The organism is Stenotrophomonas sp. S41, assembly GCF_016624625.1.
Taxonomy (GTDB): domain Bacteria; phylum Pseudomonadota; class Gammaproteobacteria; order Xanthomonadales; family Xanthomonadaceae; genus Stenotrophomonas.
Genome location: NZ_JACVTV010000085.1, coordinates 1 through 19,713, shown reverse-complemented (window position 1 = coordinate 19,713; position 19,713 = coordinate 1). Strand labels below are relative to the sequence as shown.

Genomic DNA, 19,713 nt, shown 5'->3' with positions numbered 1-19,713 from the left:
ACGGGATCGGTCCTTGATGCCGCTACGGAGACAACAGGGTACGCGGTCCGGGGGGGGGGGGCCCCCCGGCCCCCCCCCCCGGGGGGGGGGCCCCCTCCACTCGAACTCAGCGCAGGCCCGTCTCGTTGCGGGCAATCACCAGGCGCTGGATTTCCGAGGTACCTTCGTAGATCTCGGTGATCTTGGCATCACGGAAGTAGCGCTCCAGCGGCATTTCCTTGGAATAGCCCATGCCGCCGTGGATCTGCACGGCCTGGTGGGTGATCCACATCGCGGCTTCCGAAGCAGTCAGCTTGGCGATGGCCGCTTCGTTGCTGAAACGCTTGCCTTCGCCCTTCACCCACGCCGCGCGCAGGGTCAGCAGCAGGGCGGCGTCCAGCTTGCACTTCATGTCGGCGATCTTCGCCTGGGTCATCTGGAAGGTACCGATGGCGGCACCGAAGGCCTTGCGGTCCTTCACGTATTCCAGGGTCGCTTCATAGGCGGCACGGGCGATACCGATGGCCTGCGACGCAATGCCGATGCGACCGGCGTCGAGCACGCCCATGGCGATCTTGAAGCCCTCGCCTTCCTGGCCGAGCAAGTCGTCGGCCTGGGCCACGTAGTCGTTGAACTCGATCTCGCAGGTGGCCGAGGCACGGATGCCCAGCTTCGGCTCGGTCTTGCCGCGGCCGAAGCCGGCGTTGTCGGTGTCGATCAGGAAGGCGGTGATGCCGCGCGCGCCCTTGTCCGGCTCGCTCATCGCGAACAGCACGATGTACTTGGCCACCGGGCCGGAGGTGATCCAGCTCTTCTTGCCGTTGATGACATAGGTGCCGTCGGCCTGCTTGACCGCGCGGCAGCGCATGGCGGTGGCATCCGAACCGGACTGCGGCTCGGTCAGCGCGAACGCGCCGATGGCCTCGCCTTCGGCGATCGCGCGCACGTACTTCTGCTTCTGCGCCTCGCTGCCATGGGTCAGGATGCCGTTGCAGAACAGCGAATTGTTGACCGACATGATGGTCGAGTGCGCCGCATCACTGGCGGCGACTTCCACCATCGCCAGCACGTAGGCCACCGGGTCCATGCCCGCGCCACCGTACTCGGTCGGCACTTCGATGCCCATCAGGCCGTTTTCGCCCAGCAGGCGGATGTTTTCAAGCGGAAATTCGCCGGTGCGGTCATGGTGCTCCGCGCTCGGGGCGATCTTCTCCTGCGCGATGCGCCGCGCCACGTCCTGCAGCATCAACTGCTCTTCAGTAAAGCTGAAATCCACAACACCCTCCCAGGTACATGATGATAGGGGCCACGCACTGCGCGCCCAGGTGGCTCGATTGTACCGGGGCCGGGCAACGGCGGCTGACTTGGAGGGTGTTGCGGCTTGACCGGAACCGCTGCCGTCGGCGAATATATCTCTATATCGCGATAGGTAGATATTTATGGATCTGGAAGACTGGTCGACCCGCCTGAAGGTGTTCGCCGACGCCACCCGCGTGCGCCTGCTGGCGCTGCTGGAACAGGAAGAGCTGACCGTGGCCGAGCTGTCGGCGATCACCCGGCTGGCGCAGCCGCGGGTGTCGACCCACCTGGCGCGCCTGAAGGAAGCCGGCCTGGTCCGCGACCGCCGTGCCGGCGTGTCGGCCTATTACCGCTTCGACGATGCGCAGCTGGACCCGGCGCAGCGCGCATTGTGGCATGCCTTGAGCAACGGAAGCGACGATCCACTGCTGCGCCAGGATGCTGAACGCGTCGCTGCGGTGATGGCCAGCCGCGCCGCCGACCAGAACTGGGCCGACAGCGTGGCCGGCGACATGGAACGCCACTACTCGCCGGGCCGCACCTGGGAAGCCCTGGCCCGCACCGCGCTGCCGCTGCTGGAGACCGGCGACGTGCTCGACATCGCGTCCGGTGACGGCGTGCTGGCCGAACTGGTGGCCCCGCACGCCAGCCGCTACGTCTGCATCGACACCAGCGCGCGCGTGGTGGCCGCCGCCAGCGAGCGCCTGCGCCGCCTGCCCAACGTGGAGGTGCGCGAAGGTGACATGCACGCCCTGCCCTTCAAGGATGGCAGCTTCGACCTGGTGGTGCTGATGCACGCCCTGACCTACGCCAGCAAGCCGGCGCAGGCCGTGGCCGAATCCGCGCGCGTGCTGCGCCCGGGCGGCCGCCTGCTGCTGTGCAGCCTGGCCCGCCACGAGCACAAGGCCGCGGTGGAAGCCTATGGCCACGTCAACCTCGGCTTCAGCGACAAGGAGCTGCGCAGGTTCGTCGACAAGGCCGGCCTGCAGGTCTCCAGCCTGGAAACCGTGACCCGCGAAAAACGCCCGCCGCATTTTGAAGTCATCTCGCTGATCGCCAACAAGCCCTGAGGTCGCCGTGTCCGCCCTGCCCTGGCTGCATCCCGAACGTGCCCATGCCCTGCTTGCCGCACTGCGCGAGCGCATCCTGATCATCGACGGTGCGATGGGTACGATGATCCAGCGCCACAACCTGCAGGAAGACGATTACCGCGGCCAGCGTTTCGCCGGCGGCTACGACCACGACCATGGCCCCGGTTGCGACCACGGCGCGCCGGAAGGCCACGACCTGAAGGGCAACAACGACCTGCTGCTGCTGACCCGGCCGCAGGTCATCGGTGACATCCACACCGCCTACCTGCAGGCCGGCGCGGACCTGGTGGAAACCAACACGTTCAACGCGACCTCGGTCAGCCAGGCCGACTACCACCTCGAACACCTGGTGTACGAACTGAACAAGGCCGGCGCCGCCGTCGCCCGCGCCTGCTGCGATGCGGTCGAAGCGACCACGCCGGACAAGCCGCGCTTCGTCATCGGCGTGATCGGGCCGACCAGCCGCACCGCCTCGATCAGCCCCGACGTGAACGATCCCGGCTTCCGCAACACCAGCTTCGACGAACTGCGCGACACCTACCGCGAAGCCATCGAAGGCCTGATCGATGGCGGCGCCGACACCCTGATGGTCGAGACCATCTTCGACACGCTCAACGCCAAGGCCGCGCTGTATGCGCTGGAAGAGGCCTTCGATGCGCGCGGTGCACGCCTGCCGGTGATGATCTCCGGCACCATCACCGATGCGTCCGGCCGCACCCTGTCGGGGCAGACCGCCGATGCATTCCATGCCTCGCTGGCCCATGCGCGCCCGCTGTCGATCGGCCTGAACTGCGCGCTGGGTGCCGATGCCATGCGCCCGCACGTGGAAACCCTGTCCCAGGTGGCCGACTGCCATGTCAGCGCGCACCCCAATGCCGGCCTGCCCAATGCCTTCGGCGAGTACGACGAGACGCCCGAGGAAATGGCCGCCACCCTGCGTGGCTTCGCCGAGGACGGCCTGCTGAACCTGGTCGGTGGCTGCTGCGGCTCCACCCCTGACCATATCCGCGCCATCGCCGAGGCCGTGGCCGGCCTGCCACCGCGCGCCCTGCCCGGCGCACAGGAGCAGCAGGCCGCATGAGCACTTCGCCCTATACCCGCCTGTCCGGCCTGGAACCGCTGGTCATCACCCCGGACCTGCTGTTCGTCAACGTCGGCGAGCGCACCAACGTCACCGGCAGCGCGCAGTTCCGCAAACTCATCAAGGAAGGCCGCTACGAGGAAGCGGTGGACGTCGCGCGCCAGCAGGTGGCCAGCGGCGCGCAGATCCTCGACGTCAACATGGACGAGGGCCTGATCGATTCGGAAGCGGCGATGACCCGCTACCTCAACCTGATCATGTCCGAGCCGGACATCGCGCGCATCCCGGTGATGGTCGATTCCTCCAAGTGGAGCGTGATCGAGGCGGGCCTGAAATGCCTGCAGGGCAAGAGCGTGGTCAACTCGATCTCGCTGAAGGAAGGCGAGGCGCTGTTCCGCGAGCACGCGCGCAAGGTGCTGCGCTATGGCGCGGCCGCGGTGGTGATGGCCTTCGACGAGGCCGGCCAGGCCGATACCTGCGCGCGCAAGGTCGAGATCTGCACGCGCGCCTACCGCATCCTCGTCGATGAAATCGGCTTCCCGCCGCAGGACATCATCTTCGACCCGAACATCTTCGCCGTCGCCACGGGCATCGAAGAGCACGACAATTATGCGGTCGACTTCATCGAAGCGACCCGCATCATCAAGCAGACCCTGCCGCACTGCCACGTGTCCGGCGGCGTCTCCAACGTGTCGTTCTCGTTCCGCGGCAATGAGACGGTGCGCCAGGCCATCCATTCGGTGTTCCTGTACCACGCCATCGCCGCCGGCATGGACATGGGCATCGTCAACGCCGGCGCGATGCCGATCTACGACGAGCTGGAACCGGAACTGCGCGAGCGCGTGGAGGATGTGATCCTCAATCGCCGCAGCGATTCGACCGAGCGCCTGCTGGAGATCGCAGAGCGCTACAAGGGCAAGAAGGGCGCAGCGAAGACCGAAGACCTGGCCTGGCGCGAAAAGCCGGTTGCGCAGCGCCTGGCGCATGCGCTGGTGCACGGCCTGGATGCCTTCGTGGAAGAGGACACCGAGCTGGCCCGTCAGGCCTCCAGCCGCCCGCTGGATGTGATCGAAGGCCCGTTGATGGACGGCATGAACGTGGTCGGCGACCTGTTCGGCGCCGGCAAGATGTTCCTGCCGCAGGTGGTGAAATCCGCGCGCGTGATGAAGAAGGCGGTGGCCTACCTGCTGCCGTACATCGAAGCGGAGAAGGCTCGCAGCGGCGATACCGCGCGCAGCAACGGCAAGATCATCATGGCCACGGTGAAGGGCGATGTGCACGACATCGGCAAGAACATCGTCGGCGTGGTCCTGGCCTGCAACAACTTCGAGGTCGTCGACCTTGGCGTGATGGTGCCGGCGCAGAAGATCCTCGACGCCGCGCGCGAACACCACGCGGACCTGATCGGCCTGTCCGGGCTGATCACGCCCTCGCTGGAGGAGATGAGCCACGTGGCGCGCGAAATGGAGCGCCAGGGCTTCGACCTGCCGCTGCTGATCGGCGGCGCGACCACCTCGCGCGCGCATACCGCGCTGAAGATCGACCCGCATTACAAGGCGCCCACGGTGTGGGTGAAGGATGCCTCGCGCGCGGTCGGCGTGGCCCAGTCGCTGATCTCGCGCGACCTGCGCGAGGCCTTCGTCGCCGCCAACGAAGCGGACTACGCCGAGATCCGCGCGCGCCACCGCAACCGCGGCGATGCCAAGCGCCTGGTCTCTCTGGAACATGCACGCGGGCAGAAGTTCCAGGGCGATTGGGCCAACTACACCCCGCCGGCACCGAAGCAGCCGGGCCTGCACGTCTTTGATGATTACCCGCTGGCCGAACTGGTCGACTACATCGACTGGACCCCGTTTTTCCAGGCCTGGGAACTGGCCGGCAAGTACCCGGCCATCCTCACTGACGAGATCGTCGGCACCCAGGCCAGCGAGCTGTACCGCGACGCCCGCGCGATGCTGGACCGAATCGTCGGCGAGAAGTGGCTGCAGGCCAAGGCCGTGTTCGGCCTGTGGCCGGCCAACAGCGTCGGCGACGACGTGCGCGTGCAGCACCCGCAGGGCGAAAGCACCCTGCACTTCCTGCGCCAGCAGGTGGACAAGCCGGCCGAGCGCCCGGATTTCTGTCTGGCCGATTTCATCGCCCCGGCCGACAGTGGCCAGCAGGACTGGATCGGCGCCTTCGCGGTGACCGCCGGCATCGGCATCGACGCCCACGTGGCGCGCTTCGAGGCCGACCACGACGACTACAACGCGATCCTGCTGAAGGCCCTCGCCGACCGCTTCGCCGAAGCGCTGGCCGAGCGCCTTCACCAGCGCGTACGCACGGAGTTCTGGGGCTTCGACCATGCCGAGACGCTGGACAACGAGGCACTGATCGACGAGCAGTACCGCGGCATCCGCCCGGCACCGGGCTACCCGGCCTGCCCCGAGCACAGCGAGAAACGCCGCCTGTTCGACCTGCTGCAGGCCGAAGTGAACGCCAGCATGGAGCTGACCGAGAGCTTCGCGATGCTGCCCACCGCCGCGGTGTCGGGCTACTACTTCAGCCACCCGCAGAGCCAGTACTTCGTGGTCGGCCGCCTCAGCCGCGAACAGGTGAGCGACTACGCGCGCCGCAAGGGCGTCGACCGCGCCCAGGCCGAGCGCTGGCTGGCCTCCAACCTCGACTACGACCCCGAATGAGACGGTAGCGCCGGGCCATGCCCGGCGTATCTCAACCTCCGCCGGGCATGGCCCGGCGCTACCGTGCATGATTCCCGCGATGACCGTTCCCGCTGCCCGCCTGTCCAGCTTCTACCTGTTCTATTACGCGGCGCTGGGCGCCTTCACGCCGTACTGGAGCCTGTTCCTCACCGCGCGCGGGATGAGCGTCACCGCCATCAGCGTGATGATGGGCCTGTGGTACGCCACCCGCGTGGTCGCGCCCAGCACCTGGACCACGCTGGCCGCCGCCTCGCCGCGCCCGATCCGCCTGCTGCGGGTGGGCTGCGTGCTGACGCTGCTCAGTTTCGCGGTGTTCCTGCTGCCGTTGCCGCAGCCGTGGATGTACCCGGCGATGGTGGTGTTCTGCTTCTTCTACAACGCGGTGATGCCGCAGTTCGAGTCGATCACCCTCACCCACCTGGGCAGTGACAGCCATCGCTACGGACTGATCCGGGTCTGGGGTTCGCTGGGCTTCATCGCCATCGTCACCCTGTTCGGCTGGCTGATCGAAGGCGATGGCAGCGGCAACCGCGCCGGGCTGCTGCCGTGGATGATGCTGCCGCTGTTCGCCCTGCTGGTGGTCTCGGCCTTCAGCAACCAGTACGCGCGCGATATCGGCAAGACCGAGGGCGATGCCAGCGGCTTCTGGCAGATCGTGCGCCGCCCGCCGGTGCTGGCGTTCTTCCTCGCCGCGTTCATGGAACAGCTGTCGTTCGGCCCGTACTACACGTTCTTCTCGGTCTACATGGACCACCACGGCTACCGCACGTCCACCCTCGGCCTGCTGTGGACCATCGGCGTGGTGTTCGAGGTGGGCGTGTTCTTCACCATCGGCCGCTTCTTCCGCCGCTACGACGCCAGCTGGATGCTGCTGATCGCGCTGGTCAGTTCCTGCCTGCGCTGGGCGGTTACCGCGCTGTTCCCGGAAAACCTGCCGGTGATGCTGGTGGCACAGACCGCACACGCGCTGGGCTTCGCCGCGTTCTTCGCCGCGGCCATGCAGATGCTGGCGACCTATTTCCCCGGCCGGCTCAACGGCCATGGCCAGGGCCTGCTGTACGGCTTCTCGTCCGGCGTCGGTGGCGTGCTGGGCGCCCTCATCGCCGGCCAGCTGTGGACCATCGACAACGGCCGCACCGCGTTCCTGGCCGGCAGCGGCTTCGCCCTGGTCGGCGCCCTGCTGTGCTTCTTCGCGCTGAGCCTGCCGTTGATCCGCGCACGGCGCCGCGCGGCCCGCACGCACTGACGAAAACGCCGGGCAATGCCCGGCGTCGTCGTCATCCTGCAGGCAGCCTTACCAGACCAGGTCGTCCGGCACCTGGAACTGCGGATCGGCGTACGGATCTTCCTCGGCCGGCGCGTTCGGATCGACCTTCAGCGCCACCGACGCGGCGAACACCGCTTCGGACTGCGCCAGCAGCTCGGCGGTCACCAGCAGGTAACGGCCGTTGAGCTGGACCACGCCCAGCTCACCCGCATTGAGTGCGGTCAGCTGCGCGGCGGTCACGTAGATGCGCTTGATCTTGCCGCCATACGGGAAGTGGCGGGCGATGTCGGCCGCCTCGTCATTGAGACCCTTGTCCTTCAGCAGTTCTTCCAGCTTGGCCTTGGCCTCGCGGCGCTGGCGCGCTTCTTCCTGCTTCAGGCGCTCGGTCTCGATGCGCTCTTCCTTTTCCTTCTGCGCGCGGATGGCGTAGGCCTTGGCCAGGTCCATCTCTTCGGCGCTGCGCGGCTTGCGCGGGCCCTGCTGGCCCGGGCCACGCGACTGGCCGGGCTTGCCGGGCTTGCCGGCGCCGCCATTACCGTGGCCACGACGCTCGCCAGGCTTGTGCTCGCCCTTGCCAGCGCCCTGCGGCTTTCCATTGCCATTGCCACCCTTGCCCTGCGGGCGGCCATCACGGCGGGGGCCATCATTCTTGCGCTCGGGCTTGGGTGCCGGCTTGAAGCCCAGGCCCATCAGCTGGTCGCGGAGGGTATCGCTCATAGGAATCAGATCAGTAGTGCGGCGGCGGCGGTTCGCTCGCCGGATCAGAAGAATGCAATGCATTGCGGACCTTGCCCAGGTCTTCCAGCAGCACGCGCAGCACATCGGCATTGCGGCTGCCCTGCATGCGTGCATCGGCCAGCGCATCGCTCAATTCGGCCAGCGCGTGTTCCTGGAAGGACACGCGCATTTCCAGTTCGACCAGGCGCGCTTCCAGCGCCTGCTCGCGTTCACTCGATGAATCAGACATGCAACGAACGTCCCCGGCCAATGCCGTAGTAAGCCAGACCGGCAGCCTCGACCTCGGACGGGTCGTACAGGTTGCGGCCATCGAACACCACCGCGTCCTGCAGCTGCGAATGCAGCGCCTGGAAATCGGGGCTGCGGAACTGCTTCCACTCGGTCACCACGACCACCGCATCGGCGCCCTGCAGTGCGTCTTCGGCACTGCTGCAGAACACCAGGTCGTCGCGCTGGCCGAAGATGCGCTGCGCTTCATGGGTGGCTTCCGGGTCGTAGGCACGCACGCGCGCACCGGCGTCCCACAACTGGGCCAGCAGGCGGCGGCTGGAGGCCTCGCGCATGTCGTCGGTGTTCGGCTTGAAGGCCAGGCCCCACACCGCGAAGGTCTTCCCGCGCAGGCTGGCGTCCGCGCCGTAGTGGCGCTGGATGAGCTCGAACAGGTGGCCCTTCTGCGCCTCGTTGACCGCTTCGACCGCGTCCAGCAGCTTCGGCGCCAGGCCGTACTGCTGCGCGGTGCGGGCCAGCGCCTGCACGTCCTTGGGGAAGCACGAGCCACCGTAACCGGCGCCCGGGTAGATGAAATGCCAGCCGATGCGCGGGTCCGAACCGATGCCCTGGCGGACCTGCTCGATGTCGGCGCCGACGCGCTCGGCGATGTTGGCCATTTCGTTCATGAACGAAATCTTGGTGGCCAGCATCGCATTGGCGGCGTACTTGGTCAGCTCGGCCGAACGCACGTCCATTTCCACGACGCGGTCGTGGTTGCGGTTGAACGGTGCGTACAGGCGGCGCATGACCGCCACCGATTCGGCGCTGGAGGCGCCGATGATGATGCGGTCCGGGCGCATGCAGTCCGCGACCGCATCGCCTTCCTTCAGGAATTCGGGGTTGGACACCACGTCGAAGGCGATGTCCGCGCCACGCGCAGCCAGCTCTTCGGCGATCGCCGCACGCACCTTGTCGGCGGTGCCCACCGGCACCGTCGACTTGTTGACCACCACGGTCGGCACGCTGATGTGCCGGCCGATGGTGCGGGCCACGGCCAGCACGTACTGCAGGTCGGCGCTGCCATCCTCGTCCGGCGGCGTGCCGACGGCGATGAACACCACCTGCCCGTGGCCGATGGCCGCTGCGGCATCGGTGGTGAACGCCAGCCGCGATGCGGCATGGTTGGCCTTCACCATCGGCTCCAGGCCCGGCTCATAGATCGGGATGACGCCCTGGTTGAGGCCATCGACCTTTGCCTGGTCGATGTCCACGCAGACGACCTGGTGGCCGGCATCGGCCAGGCAGGTACCTGTCACCAGACCGACGTAGCCGGTACCGAAAATCGCAACGCGCATGTCCGTGCTGACTCCTGGCGGCTTACGGCAGGACGCCCAGCAGCTCGACGTCGAAGGTCAGTGCGGCGTTCGGGCCGATCGGGCCACCCGGGGTGCCGTTCTCGCCATAGGCCAGGTCGCCCGGGATCCAGAAGCGGTACTTGGAGCCGACCGGCATCAGGGCGACGCCCTCGGTCCAGCCCTTGATGACCTGGTCCAGGCCAAATTCGGCCGGGCCACGACCGGCGGAGCTGTCGAACACGGTGCCGTCCAGCAGCTTGCCTTCGTAGTTCACGCGCACCTTGCTGGTCGGCAGCGGGCGCTCGCCGCTGCCCGGGCGGATCACCTGGTACTGCAGGCCCGAGGCGGTGGTCACCACCCCCGGCTGGGTCTTGTTCTTGGCCAGGAATGCATTGCCTTCCTGACGGTTGGTCTGCGCGGCCTGGGCGGCCTTGGCCTGCATTTCAGCCTGCTTGGTGCCCATGAACGACTGGATGGTCGCGGTCGCGTCGGCTTCGGTCATCTTCGGCTGGCCCTTGGTCAGGCCGGTGCTGATCGCTTCGAACAGCGAGGCGGTGTCGATGTCGTCCTTCAGCTGGGCCAGCGACGGGCCGATCGAGTACGAACCGATCATCTGCGCGACCTTGACGCGGTCGACCTTGGCCGGCTGCGAGCCCGGGGCCATCCCCGGAACCTGCTGGCCGTTGCGGGCCATCACGACCTGGCGCAGGGCCGCATCGGTGGCCTTGGCCTGGTCCTGGGTGATCTGCGGCTGCAGGCCTTCGAACGAACGCTCGACGGCGGTACGCAGGGCAGCCACGTCGATTTCATCGGCGATCGGCGCGAACGACTTGGCCACATCCAGACCGATGGCGTAGCCGAGCTTCTGCTTGGGGGAATTCAAGGTTGCGGTCTCCTTGGCGGCCGCCGGTGCGGCCGGTTGTTGCGACAGGGCGACACCGGAGGTGCCCATCGCCAGAATCAGAACCGACGCCGCTGCGCCGCGCATTCCCATCTTCATTCGCTGCATTCCTGGAAGTGTCTGGGCGCCGACGTCGGCGCGAAACGATCATTGTCGCACGCACGCCGGAGATGTCGAGGCGTGCGTGCTTTCATTCAATGCACGGCCGGTGCGGCCAGTGCCTTGTCGATGGCCGCCTTCAGCTGCGGATCATCCGGGGTGACCTTGCTGGCGAACTGGGCGATGACCCTGCCATCGCGGCCGACCAGGTACTTATGGAAGTTCCAGCCCGGGGCGACGCCGGTGGCGGCCGTCAGGCGCTGGTACAGCGGCGTGGCCTCCGGACCGGTGACATGCACCTTCTCGAACATCGGGAACTTGACGCCGTAGGTCAGCGTGCAGAAATCCTGGATCTGCTTCTCGTCACCGGGCTCCTGGCCCTTGAAATCATTCGACGGGAAGCCGAGCACGGCAAAGCCCTTGCTGGCGTACTGCTTGTGCAGCGCCTCCAGGCCTTCGTACTGCGGGGTATAGCCGCACTTGCTGGCGGTGTTGACCACCAGCAGCACCTGGCCGTGGTAGCGCTTTTCCAGGTTGACCTGCTGCTTGCCGGCCAGCGGGCGGTAGCTCACATCGAGCAGGTCGGCGGCCAGGGCGGTGGCCGAACCGGCCAGACCGAAGGCCAGGACGGTCAACAGGGACAGGCCGCGGAGGCGGCGCGGGAAAGCAGTCGGCAGAGGCATGAGGGTCATTCCGCAGTAGCTGTTTCAGGGCTCCGGCCAGCTCGGGCCGGGAATCGGCCGAACTATAGCACCGGGGCCCGGAGCGCCTGCCGTTGCAGGGCGGGCGGCACTTTGCGCGGCGTGGCGGCTGCGGCCGGAATGCCCGGCCAGCGCACCTTTGATGACATAGCATCGATGTTGCTGAATGGAAGCAGGCCGGATCGTGCTGGCGGTGCGAGGCCTTTTTTCCAGTCGGATCAATCACTTGAGATGACATTTCGGAACTGTGACCACCCCTGCCATCAGTTGGGTGGAAGCAGGGCTTGCACGACAGCGTGCCGGTGTTATAGTTGCATACAACACCAGTCACCTGAGACAGGGGGAACCATGAACATCCTGATGCGACGCCGCCATGCCGCTCCTGCGGTCACCGCCGTATCGACGCTGTTGGCCCTGCTCTGGCTGGCCCTGCCGGCGCCACCGGCGCCCTCCTCCCCCGACACCCCGCAGGACGCAGCACCCTTCACGGCCGGGAACGCCGAACCCTCTCCCCCTCCCCCGCGTCGGCTGCACAGCTCCCTGTCCATGCCGTACTTCTCGTTCGCACAGCCGCTGACCCCACGGAGCTGAATATGAGCGACATCCAGTGGAGCGACGGCGCTCCCATCTACCGCCAGCTGAAGGAGCGCGTGATCGCCATGATGCTCGACGGAATTCTCAAGCCGGGCGATGCCCTGCCTTCGGTGCGCCAGGTGGCCGCCGACTACCAGCTCAACCCCATCACCGTTTCGCGCGCCTACCAGGAACTGGCCGATGAAGGCCTGGTCGAGAAGCGCCGCGGCCTGGGCATGTTCATGACCGAGGCGGCCGCCACGCAGCTGCGCAGCAGCGAGCGCGAGCGCTTCCTCAATGAAGAATGGCCGGCCGTCCTGGAGCGCATCCAGCGCCTGGGCCTGAGCCTCGACGAATTGCTGCCCCAGGGGAAGATCTGATGAGTACCGTAGCAAGCGACGCCGTCATCACCGCAAAGGGCCTGCGCAAGGCCTACAAGAACACCGTTGCCCTCGACAACGCCAGCTTCTCCATTCCGGCAGGCCGCATCGTCGGCCTGATCGGGCCCAATGGCGCCGGCAAGACCACCGCACTGAAGGCCATCCTCGGCCTGACTTCGGTGGAAGGCGAGCTGTCCGTGCTGGGCCGCGACCCGCGCGTGCACCGCGATGAACTGATGAAGGACATCTGCTTCATCGCCGACGTGGCCGTGCTGCCGCGCTGGCTGAAGGTGCGCGAGGCCATCGATTTCGTGGCCGGCGTGCACCCGCGCTTCGACCGCGCCCGCTGCGAACGCTTCCTGGCCAACACCAAGCTGCAGCCGAAGCAGCGCGTGCGCGAGCTGTCCAAGGGCATGATCGTGCAGCTGCACCTGGCCCTGGTGATGGCCATCGACGCCCGCGTGCTGGTGCTGGACGAGCCGACCCTCGGCCTGGACATCCTGTACCGCAAGGAGTTCTACCAGCGCCTGCTGGAGGATTACTTCGACGAACAGAAGACGATCATCGTCACCACCCACCAGGTGGAAGAGATCGAGCACATCCTCAGCGACGTGATGTTCATCCGCGATGGCCGCGTGGTGCTCAGCGCGGAAATGGACGAGGTGGGCGAGCGCTATACCGAACTGCTGGTGGGTGCCGACCAGCTGGACACCGCCCGCGCACTGAAGCCGATCGACGAGCGCAGCCAGGCCTTCGGCAAGACCGTGCTGCTGTATGACGGCGTGCCGCGCAGCCAGCTTTCCACCCTGGGCGAGACCCGCAACGCGGGCCTGGCCGATCTGTTCGTCGCTGTCATGAAGGGGACCTACGCATGAATGCCGTCAACCATCCGGTCAGCCCCGCAGGCACCCTGCGCTGGCTGCTCAAGCGCGAATACTGGGAAAACCGCGGCGGCTTCCTCTACGCACCGCTGATCGCCGGCATCGTCTCGCTGCTGATGAGCGCGGTGGGCATCGGCCTGGGCCTGTTCGCCCTGCACCGCGCCGCCCGCGACGGCGGCCTGCACATCGACGGCGAGAACGTGAACATCAACGGCCTGGACCTGGCCCTGCTGACCCAGAAGATCAGCGCCAAGGACATGGCCGACCTCGGCAACGGCCTGGACCTGACCCTGCTGCTGAGCTCCGCCTGGCCCTTCCTGGTGCTGGCCTTCGTGGTGTTCTTCTACTGCCTGGGTGCCCTGTACGATGACCGCCGCGACCGCAGCATCCTGTTCTGGAAGTCGCTGCCGCTGTCGGACACCCAGACCGTGCTGTCCAAGGTGCTCAGTGCCCTGATCGTGGCACCGCTGGTGGCCACCCTGGCCGCCGTCGCCACCATGTTCGGCTTCCTGCTGATCATCAGCATCGTCGCGGTCACCCACGGCGGCAGCGCGACCACGCTGATCTGGGGCCCGGCCAGCCCGGTGTCCCTGAGCGCCGGCCTGCTCGCCGCCATCCCGGTGTACGCGCTGTGGGCGCTGCCGACCGCCGGCTGGCTGCTGCTGTGCTCGGCCTGGGCCAAGAGCAAGCCGTTCCTGTGGGCGGTCATGCTGCCGCTGTTCGCCGGCATCATCGTCAGCACCACCAAGCTGATGCATGTGTTCGACATGACCACCGGCTGGTTCTGGCAGCACATCGTCGCCCGCCTGCTGCTGGGCACGGTGCCGGGCGTGGACCTGGTCTACCGCCTCAGCGCGAACGACAAGGCCAAGAACGTCGAGTCGCTGGCCGCGCTGATGAGCCCGGCCGAGCAGCTGAAGACCCTGGCCATGCCCGACCTGTGGATCGGTGCAGCGTTCGGCGTCGCCTTCATCGTCCTGGCCATCGTCCTGCGCAAGCGCGCCGGCGAAATCTGATCCCTTTACGGAGAGACCACCATGCGTACCCTGCTCGCCTGTAGTGCCCTGTTGCTGCTGTTGCCGCTGTCGGTGCAGGCCGCCGACGCACCGAACTGCAAGTTCTCCGCGCCGCGTTCGCTGAAGCTGGACGCGGCCGGTGCCAAGGCCGTGGTGTTCGAGGTCAACCAGCACGACCTGAAGGTGATCGCCAACGCCGGTGGCGGCCAGCTGGACGGCCGCGCCTGCGCCTCGGACAAGAGCTGGCTGGACCAGCTGGTGCTCGACCAGCGCCGCGAAGGTGACAAGCTGGTGGTCAGCCTGCGCCGCGAAGGCCGCAGCGGCCTGAGCATGGGCAACAGCTATGCGTGGCTGGACATCCGCGGCAGCGTGCCGGACAACCTGCCGCTGCAGTTCCGCATCGGCTCCGGCGATGCCAGCATCGACAACGCGCAGTCGCTGAGCATGGACGTCGGTTCCGGTGATGGCATCGCCCGCGGCACCCGCGGCAGCGTGCACGCGGCGGTCGGCTCGGGTGACCTGGACATCGAGGGCGCCGCCTCGCTCAACCTGCTCTCGCTGGGCTCGGGCGACGTCAAGGCGCGCACCATCGGCGGCGACGCCGTGGTCGGCACCGTTGGTTCGGGCGACCTGAAGATCAGTGACGTGCGCGGCAACGCCCGCCTGGAGACGGTCGGCTCGGGCGACATCGGCTTCCGCCAGGTGAAGGGCAACGTCGAGATCGGCGTGGTCGGTTCCGGCGACGTGGACATCGACCAGACCGGCGGCAACGTGCACGTGCGCAGCCACGGCTCGGGCGACATCACCGTCAACGGCGCCGGCGGCAACCTGACCGTCGACCACAGCGGCAGCGGCGAGGTCCGCCACCGCGACATCGGCGGCAAGGTCACCCTGCCGCGCGGCAAGTAAGCCATCCATCCATTGCCTTGAGGGGAACGCCATGAACCTGCTGCGCCTGATGCCTGCCGTCCTGCTGTGCCTGCCGCTGATCGCCTGTAGCGGCACCTCGTCCTCCTCGTCGTCGTCTTCCGGCGCCGATGCCTCCGCCACCGACACCTCGCCGGGCAAGGCCGTGGCCGATGCCACCGGCGAGATCGGCAAGACCGTCAAGGAAGCCACCGACAAGGCGCGCGAGGAGATCGCCAAGGGCAACATCAAGATTTCCTCGGACAAGCAGCCCCGCGCGGAGATCACCCCGGATGGCCGCTTCCTGATCGCCGGCAAGGAAGTACAGACCACGCCGGCGCAGCGTCACCAGCTGCTGGACTACCGCGGCCATATCACCGGCATCGCCCAGGACGGCATGGAGATCGGCGTGGCCGGTGCCAAGCTCGGCGCCAACGCCGCCAGCGAAGCGATCAAGGGTGTTTTCAGTGGCGACACCGACGGCATCGAGAAGCGCATCAATGCCGAGGCCGAAAAGATCGAGGCCCAGGCCAAGCAGCTGTGCAACCGCCTGCCGGCGATGCTGGCCAGCCAGCAGGCGCTGGCCCGCGACCTGCCGGCGTTCCAGCCCTACGCGAACATGGACCAGTCCGACATCGACGACTGCGACACCAACAAGGTCGTCAACCGCTGAGCCTGTGACATTTCGCCGCACCCGGCCGGCAACCTGACCCGTTGCCGGCCGCGCCGGGGCGCCCGGGCTTACAATGGCCGCCCCCGATGCACCCGATTGAACCGCCATGAAGAAGCTGTTGCTGCTGCTGGTCGCCCTGCTCTGCCTGGGCCTGGCCGGCTGCGACCAGGACTACCGCAACCACCGCGCCGAGCGCGGCAAGCCCAAGATCTCCGTCAGCGAAAGCATGGTGACCGTGCGTCGCCAGCCGGCGCCGAACATCATCATCCTGCCCGACGGCACGATGAAGGTGGATGAGATCCAGATCCCGCTCAACGATGGCCAGCGGCAGATGCTGCAGACCATGTTCGGCAAGCTGCAGGTGCTGCGCCAGAACACCCTGGTGGCCGCCCCGGCCGACCCCAACATGCAGCCGGTGAAGATCCAGCCGCCGGACGGCATGGAGGTGATTCCGCCGGACCTGGTGCAGACCATTCCGGAGTTCAAGGACTACACCGAGACCTTCGGCAACATCGTCGCCGACCGTCGCTGACACGAAAAACGCCGCCCCGAAGGGCGGCGTTTTCGTTTGATGCGTGGATGCCGGCCGATCAGCCGCCGGCGCCACCGCCACCGGCCTGGATGCCACCGGCGGTCAGCGCGGTCGGATCCAGCAGGCGGCGCAGCTCGGCCTCGTCCAGGCCGCTGTCCTCCAGCGCCACATCCAGCACCGGGCGCTGTTCCTTGTAGGCACGCTTGGCGATCGCCGCGGCCTTCTCATAGCCGATGATCGGGTTCAGCGCGGTCACCAGGATCGGGTTGCGGGCCAGGGCTTCGGCCACGCGGTCCTCGCGCACCTTCAGCCCGGCGATGGCGCTGTCGGCCAGCAGGGTGGACACGTTGGCCAGCAGGCCGATGCCATCGAGCAGGTTCACCGCGATCAGCGGCAGGGTCACGTTGAGCTGGAAATTGCCGGTCTGGCCGGCCACGGTGATCGCGGTGTGGTGGCCGATCACCTGCGCGCAGGCCATCACGGTCGCTTCGGGAATGACCGGATTGACCTTGCCCGGCATGATCGAGCTGCCCGGCTGCAGGGCCGGCAGTTCGATCTCGCCCAGCCCGGCCAGCGGACCGGCATTCATCCAGCGCAGGTCATTGGCGATCTTGATCAGGGCCACCGCCAGCGCGTTGAGCTGGCCGGACAGTTCCACGGCATCATCCTGCGATGCCAGGCCTTCGAACTTGTTGTCGGCGCTGTCGAACTTGAACCCGGTCTGCTGCTTGAGGGCCTTGGCCACCTGCGCGCCGAAGCGCGGGTCGGCATTGATGCCGGTGCCGATGGCGGTGCCACCCAGCGGCAGGCGACGCACGCGCTTGAGGCTGTCCTCGATGCGCTCCTGCGCCGAAGCCAGCTGCGCCGACCACGCACCGAACTCCTGCTCGAAGGTCAGCGGCATCGCATCCATCAGGTGGGTGCGACCGGTCTTGACCACCTTGCGCAGGCTGCGGCCCTTCTTGTCCAGGGTTTTGCGCAGGTGCACCAGCGCCGGCAGCAGCTGCTCGTGCACGGCCAGCACCGCCGACACGCGCAGCGCGGTCGGGATCACGTCATTGGAGCTCTGCCCCTGGTTGACGTGGTCGTTGGGATGCACCGCGGTCTTGCCCGCCTTGCCGGCACGGTTGGCCAGGGTGGCGATGACCTCGTTGGCGTTCATGTTCGACGAGGTGCCCGAGCCGGTCTGGTAGACGTCGATCGGGAAATGCGCGTCCCAGTCACCGGCCGACACTTCGGCGGCGGCCACCTGGATGGCCTTGGCGACGACCTTGGGCAGGTGGCCCAGCTCGGCGTTGACGCCGGCGGCGGCACCCTTCACCAGGCCCAGGGCACGGATGAACCCGCGCGGCATGCGCTGGCCCGACACCGGGAAATTCTGCACGGCGCGCTGGGTCTGCGCGCCCCACAGGGCGTCAGCGGGCACCTGCAGCTCGCCCATGCTGTCGTGTTCGATACGGAACTTCGCGGTTCCACCCTTGCTTGCAGCTTTGCTCATTGCATCGACTCCGCACTACTTCTGTTGGGGAAAGGGAAGCGGCGGCTGGCAGCGGGTCGCTTCCCGGGGCTGGCGGCTGTGCCAACGATACTCCCTTGTCCGCAGCAGGGGACAATGCCAATGGACCACTTCGTCCGATCGGTCGCACCGTCCGATGGGTCGCACCGTCCGATCGGTAGCGCCGGGCCATGCCCGGCGAGCGCGAAGCGCGGCAGCCCGCAGCGTCGTAGAATATGGCCCCCGCCGCTCGCCCCAGCCCTGCCGACATGTCCGATTACGCCCTGCTCGCCCTGTCCCCGCTCGATGGCCGTTATGCCGGCAAGGTCGATGCCCTGCGCCCGATCTTCTCCGAATACGGCCTGATCAAGGCCCGCATCACGGTCGAGGTCGAGTGGCTGCTGGCCCTGGGCGCCGAGCCGGGCATCGTCGAACTGGCCGCGTTCTCCGAGGCCGCCACCGCCCGCCTGCGCGCCCTGGCCGCCAACCTCACCCCGGCCCAGGCCGCGCGCGTGAAGGAGATCGAGCGCACCACCAACCATGACGTCAAGGCGGTGGAGTACTTCATCAAGGAACAGCTGAAGGACGACGCCGAGCTGGCCCCGGCGCTGGAATTCGTGCATTTCGCCTGCACCAGCGAAGACATCAACAACCTCAGCTACGGCCTGATGCTGGAACAGGCCCGCCGCGAAGTGCTGCTGCCGAGCCTGGACGGCATCGCCGCCACCCTGCGCACCCTGGCCCACGCCCAGGCCGCACAGCCGATGCTGTCGCGCACCCACGGCCAGACCGCCTCGCCGACCACCCTGGGCAAGGAGCTGGCCAACGTGGTCGCCCGCCTGGAGCGCCAGCGCCGGCAGATCGCCGCGGTCGAGCTGACCGGCAAGATCAACGGTGCGGTGGGCAACTACAACGCCCACGTCGCCAGCTACCCGGCGGTGGACTGGCCGGCCTTCGCCGAGCGCTTCGTGACCAGCCTGGGCCTGGTGTTCAACCCGTACACCACGCAGATCGAGCCGCACGACAACATCGCCGAGATCGGCGATGCCGCGCGCCGCGCCAACATCATCCTGATCGACCTGGCCCGCGACATCTGGGGCTACATCTCGCTGGGCTACTTCAAGCAGCGCCTGAAGGAAGGCGAAGTCGGTTCGTCGACGATGCCGCACAAGGTCAACCCGATCGATTTCGAGAATGCCGAGGGCAACTTCGGCATCGCCAACGCCCTGTTCGAGCACTTCAGCGCGAAGCTGCCGATCAGCCGCTGGCAGCGTGACCTGACCGATTCCACGGTGCTGCGCGCACTGGGCACCGCCTTCGGCCACGGCCAGGTGGCGCTGGATTCGCTGGCCAAGGGCCTGGGCAAGCTGGAAGTGAACCCGCAGCGCCTGGATGCCGATCTGGATGCGGCCTGGGAAGTGCTGGCCGAGGCCGTGCAGACGGTGATGCGCCGCCATGGCCTGCCGAACCCGTACGAGCAGCTGAAGGCGCTGACCCGTGGCCAGGGCATCACGGCGGAGTCGATGCGGGCGTTCGTGGAGACGCTGGCGCTGCCGGAGGATGCCAAGCAGTCGCTGCGTGAGATGACCCCGGGCAGTTACACGGGTCTGGCTGAGGCGCTGGCGCGCAAAATCTGAGGGTTTCCTTTGCGGCGGCGGCCGCGTGCGCTGCCTGCGGCAGGCTTTACTGCCAGGGCAACGGCAACGTCAAAAGCGGCTCTGGGTTATGCCGTGCTTGGCGGGGCGGGTTGGGTTCGCGGGACACGCCGTGAACCCCGCTCCGCGGTCCGGCCCAGCCGCTGGCGGCTGTGCGTTCGGGCGCTTGCGAAGCAGTG

At 67.4% G+C, this 19,713-nt stretch carries 18 protein-coding genes; 11 read left to right on the top strand and 7 right to left on the bottom strand.

The genetic code is table 11. The features are described from left to right. Positions 1–106: 106 nt before the first annotated feature. Positions 107–1,255 (bottom strand): acyl-CoA dehydrogenase family protein, encoded by a 1,149-nt coding sequence (locus IAE56_RS15820; protein WP_200753178.1) that lies wholly within the window; start codon positions 1,253–1,255, stop codon positions 107–109. A gap of 163 nt (positions 1,256–1,418) precedes the next feature. On the opposite strand from IAE56_RS15820, the gene IAE56_RS15815 reads away from it, so the two are divergent. From IAE56_RS15815 to IAE56_RS15800, 4 genes are all read left to right on the top strand, one after another. Next, positions 1,419–2,348: a metalloregulator ArsR/SmtB family transcription factor gene (locus IAE56_RS15815; protein WP_108769275.1), complete on the top strand. Its 930-nt coding sequence runs from the start codon at positions 1,419–1,421 to the stop codon at positions 2,346–2,348. Between the two features lie 7 nt (positions 2,349–2,355). Continuing rightward, a complete protein-coding gene (locus tag IAE56_RS15810; RefSeq protein WP_108769276.1) occupies positions 2,356–3,450 on the top strand; it encodes a homocysteine S-methyltransferase family protein in 1,095 nt (364 codons plus the stop codon). Further along, positions 3,447–6,131 carry a methionine synthase gene (gene metH, locus IAE56_RS15805; protein ID WP_200753177.1) on the top strand — a complete coding sequence of 895 codons (2,685 nt, stop codon included), beginning with the start codon at positions 3,447–3,449 and terminating at the stop codon, positions 6,129–6,131. The genes IAE56_RS15810 and metH overlap by 4 nt, the downstream gene beginning before the upstream one ends. A 79-nt stretch (positions 6,132–6,210) precedes the next feature. Further along, on the top strand, positions 6,211–7,398 hold the full coding sequence (locus IAE56_RS15800) for an MFS transporter (protein WP_200753176.1): 1,188 nt from the start codon (positions 6,211–6,213) through the stop codon (positions 7,396–7,398). A 48-nt stretch (positions 7,399–7,446) separates the two neighbouring features. Here the strand turns inward: IAE56_RS15800 and IAE56_RS15795 are convergent, their stop codons facing one another. From IAE56_RS15795 to IAE56_RS15775, 5 genes are all read right to left on the bottom strand, one after another. Then, the gene (locus tag IAE56_RS15795) at positions 7,447–8,136 is read right to left on the bottom strand and encodes a DUF2058 family protein (protein ID WP_108769280.1); all 690 of its coding nucleotides are present in this window, start codon (positions 8,134–8,136) and stop codon (positions 7,447–7,449) included. Between the two features lie 10 nt (positions 8,137–8,146). After that, the gene (locus tag IAE56_RS15790; protein WP_108769281.1) at positions 8,147–8,386 is read right to left on the bottom strand and encodes a SlyX family protein; all 240 of its coding nucleotides are present in this window, start codon (positions 8,384–8,386) and stop codon (positions 8,147–8,149) included. Continuing rightward, positions 8,379–9,722 (bottom strand): UDP-glucose/GDP-mannose dehydrogenase family protein, encoded by a 1,344-nt coding sequence (locus IAE56_RS15785; RefSeq protein WP_108769282.1) that lies wholly within the window; start codon positions 9,720–9,722, stop codon positions 8,379–8,381. The genes IAE56_RS15790 and IAE56_RS15785 overlap by 8 nt, the downstream gene beginning before the upstream one ends. A 22-nt stretch (positions 9,723–9,744) precedes the next feature. Continuing rightward, the gene (locus tag IAE56_RS15780; protein ID WP_108769283.1) at positions 9,745–10,722 is read right to left on the bottom strand and encodes an FKBP-type peptidyl-prolyl cis-trans isomerase; all 978 of its coding nucleotides are present in this window, start codon (positions 10,720–10,722) and stop codon (positions 9,745–9,747) included. A 95-nt stretch (positions 10,723–10,817) separates the two neighbouring features. Continuing rightward, the gene (locus IAE56_RS15775; RefSeq protein ID WP_200753175.1) at positions 10,818–11,405 is read right to left on the bottom strand and encodes a glutathione peroxidase; all 588 of its coding nucleotides are present in this window, start codon (positions 11,403–11,405) and stop codon (positions 10,818–10,820) included. Between the two features lie 611 nt (positions 11,406–12,016). On the opposite strand from IAE56_RS15775, the gene IAE56_RS15770 reads away from it, so the two are divergent. The 6 genes from IAE56_RS15770 to IAE56_RS15745 all read left to right on the top strand — a co-directional run bounded on the left by IAE56_RS15770 (position 12,017) and on the right by IAE56_RS15745 (position 16,384). After that, positions 12,017–12,376 (top strand): GntR family transcriptional regulator, encoded by a 360-nt coding sequence (locus IAE56_RS15770; RefSeq protein ID WP_150455070.1) that lies wholly within the window; start codon positions 12,017–12,019, stop codon positions 12,374–12,376. After that, the gene (locus IAE56_RS15765) at positions 12,376–13,251 is read left to right on the top strand and encodes an ABC transporter ATP-binding protein (RefSeq protein ID WP_108769286.1); all 876 of its coding nucleotides are present in this window, start codon (positions 12,376–12,378) and stop codon (positions 13,249–13,251) included. Before IAE56_RS15770 ends, IAE56_RS15765 begins: the two co-directional genes overlap by 1 nt. After that, positions 13,248–14,273 (top strand): hypothetical protein, encoded by a 1,026-nt coding sequence (locus IAE56_RS15760; RefSeq protein WP_200753174.1) that lies wholly within the window; start codon positions 13,248–13,250, stop codon positions 14,271–14,273. The genes IAE56_RS15765 and IAE56_RS15760 overlap by 4 nt, the downstream gene beginning before the upstream one ends. 21 nt (positions 14,274–14,294) lie before the next feature. Then, positions 14,295–15,182, top strand: coding sequence for a DUF2807 domain-containing protein (locus tag IAE56_RS15755; RefSeq protein ID WP_200753173.1), 888 nt, complete (start codon positions 14,295–14,297; stop codon positions 15,180–15,182). Between the two features lie 31 nt (positions 15,183–15,213). After that, the gene (locus IAE56_RS15750) at positions 15,214–15,852 is read left to right on the top strand and encodes a hypothetical protein (RefSeq protein ID WP_200753172.1); all 639 of its coding nucleotides are present in this window, start codon (positions 15,214–15,216) and stop codon (positions 15,850–15,852) included. 106 nt (positions 15,853–15,958) lie between these two features. After that, the gene (locus IAE56_RS15745) at positions 15,959–16,384 is read left to right on the top strand and encodes a hypothetical protein (protein WP_200753171.1); all 426 of its coding nucleotides are present in this window, start codon (positions 15,959–15,961) and stop codon (positions 16,382–16,384) included. Positions 16,385–16,442: 58 nt separating this feature from the next. On the opposite strand, the gene IAE56_RS15740 is transcribed toward IAE56_RS15745, so the two are convergent. Then, positions 16,443–17,882 carry a class II fumarate hydratase gene (locus IAE56_RS15740; protein ID WP_200753170.1) on the bottom strand — a complete coding sequence of 480 codons (1,440 nt, stop codon included), beginning with the start codon at positions 17,880–17,882 and terminating at the stop codon, positions 16,443–16,445. Between the two features lie 266 nt (positions 17,883–18,148). Between IAE56_RS15740 and purB the strand changes: the two genes are divergently transcribed. Beyond that, positions 18,149–19,516, top strand: coding sequence for an adenylosuccinate lyase (gene purB / locus IAE56_RS15735; protein WP_200753169.1), 1,368 nt, complete (start codon positions 18,149–18,151; stop codon positions 19,514–19,516). The last annotated feature ends 197 nt before the right edge of the window (positions 19,517–19,713 follow it).

Excerpts from the sequence above, each read along its gene's own strand:
- IAE56_RS15815 (WP_108769275.1), top strand. The coding sequence starts at position 1,419 with ATGGATCTGGAAGACTGGTCGACCCGCCTGAAGGTGTTCGCCGACGCC.
- metH (WP_200753177.1), top strand. The coding sequence starts at position 3,447 with ATGAGCACTTCGCCCTATACCCGCCTGTCCGGCCTGGAACCGCTGGTC.
- IAE56_RS15800 (WP_200753176.1), top strand. The coding sequence starts at position 6,211 with ATGACCGTTCCCGCTGCCCGCCTGTCCAGCTTCTACCTGTTCTATTAC.
- IAE56_RS15795 (WP_108769280.1), bottom strand. The coding sequence starts at position 8,136 with ATGAGCGATACCCTCCGCGACCAGCTGATGGGCCTGGGCTTCAAGCCG.
- IAE56_RS15790 (WP_108769281.1), bottom strand. The coding sequence starts at position 8,386 with ATGTCTGATTCATCGAGTGAACGCGAGCAGGCGCTGGAAGCGCGCCTG.
- IAE56_RS15785 (WP_108769282.1), bottom strand. The coding sequence starts at position 9,722 with ATGCGCGTTGCGATTTTCGGTACCGGCTACGTCGGTCTGGTGACAGGT.
- IAE56_RS15780 (WP_108769283.1), bottom strand. The coding sequence starts at position 10,722 with ATGAAGATGGGAATGCGCGGCGCAGCGGCGTCGGTTCTGATTCTGGCG.
- IAE56_RS15775 (WP_200753175.1), bottom strand. The coding sequence starts at position 11,405 with ATGCCTCTGCCGACTGCTTTCCCGCGCCGCCTCCGCGGCCTGTCCCTG.
- IAE56_RS15770 (WP_150455070.1), top strand. The coding sequence starts at position 12,017 with ATGAGCGACATCCAGTGGAGCGACGGCGCTCCCATCTACCGCCAGCTG.
- IAE56_RS15765 (WP_108769286.1), top strand. The coding sequence starts at position 12,376 with ATGAGTACCGTAGCAAGCGACGCCGTCATCACCGCAAAGGGCCTGCGC.
- IAE56_RS15760 (WP_200753174.1), top strand. The coding sequence starts at position 13,248 with ATGAATGCCGTCAACCATCCGGTCAGCCCCGCAGGCACCCTGCGCTGG.
- IAE56_RS15755 (WP_200753173.1), top strand. The coding sequence starts at position 14,295 with ATGCGTACCCTGCTCGCCTGTAGTGCCCTGTTGCTGCTGTTGCCGCTG.
- IAE56_RS15750 (WP_200753172.1), top strand. The coding sequence starts at position 15,214 with ATGAACCTGCTGCGCCTGATGCCTGCCGTCCTGCTGTGCCTGCCGCTG.
- IAE56_RS15745 (WP_200753171.1), top strand. The coding sequence starts at position 15,959 with ATGAAGAAGCTGTTGCTGCTGCTGGTCGCCCTGCTCTGCCTGGGCCTG.
- IAE56_RS15740 (WP_200753170.1), bottom strand. The coding sequence starts at position 17,882 with ATGAGCAAAGCTGCAAGCAAGGGTGGAACCGCGAAGTTCCGTATCGAA.
- purB (WP_200753169.1), top strand. The coding sequence starts at position 18,149 with ATGTCCGATTACGCCCTGCTCGCCCTGTCCCCGCTCGATGGCCGTTAT.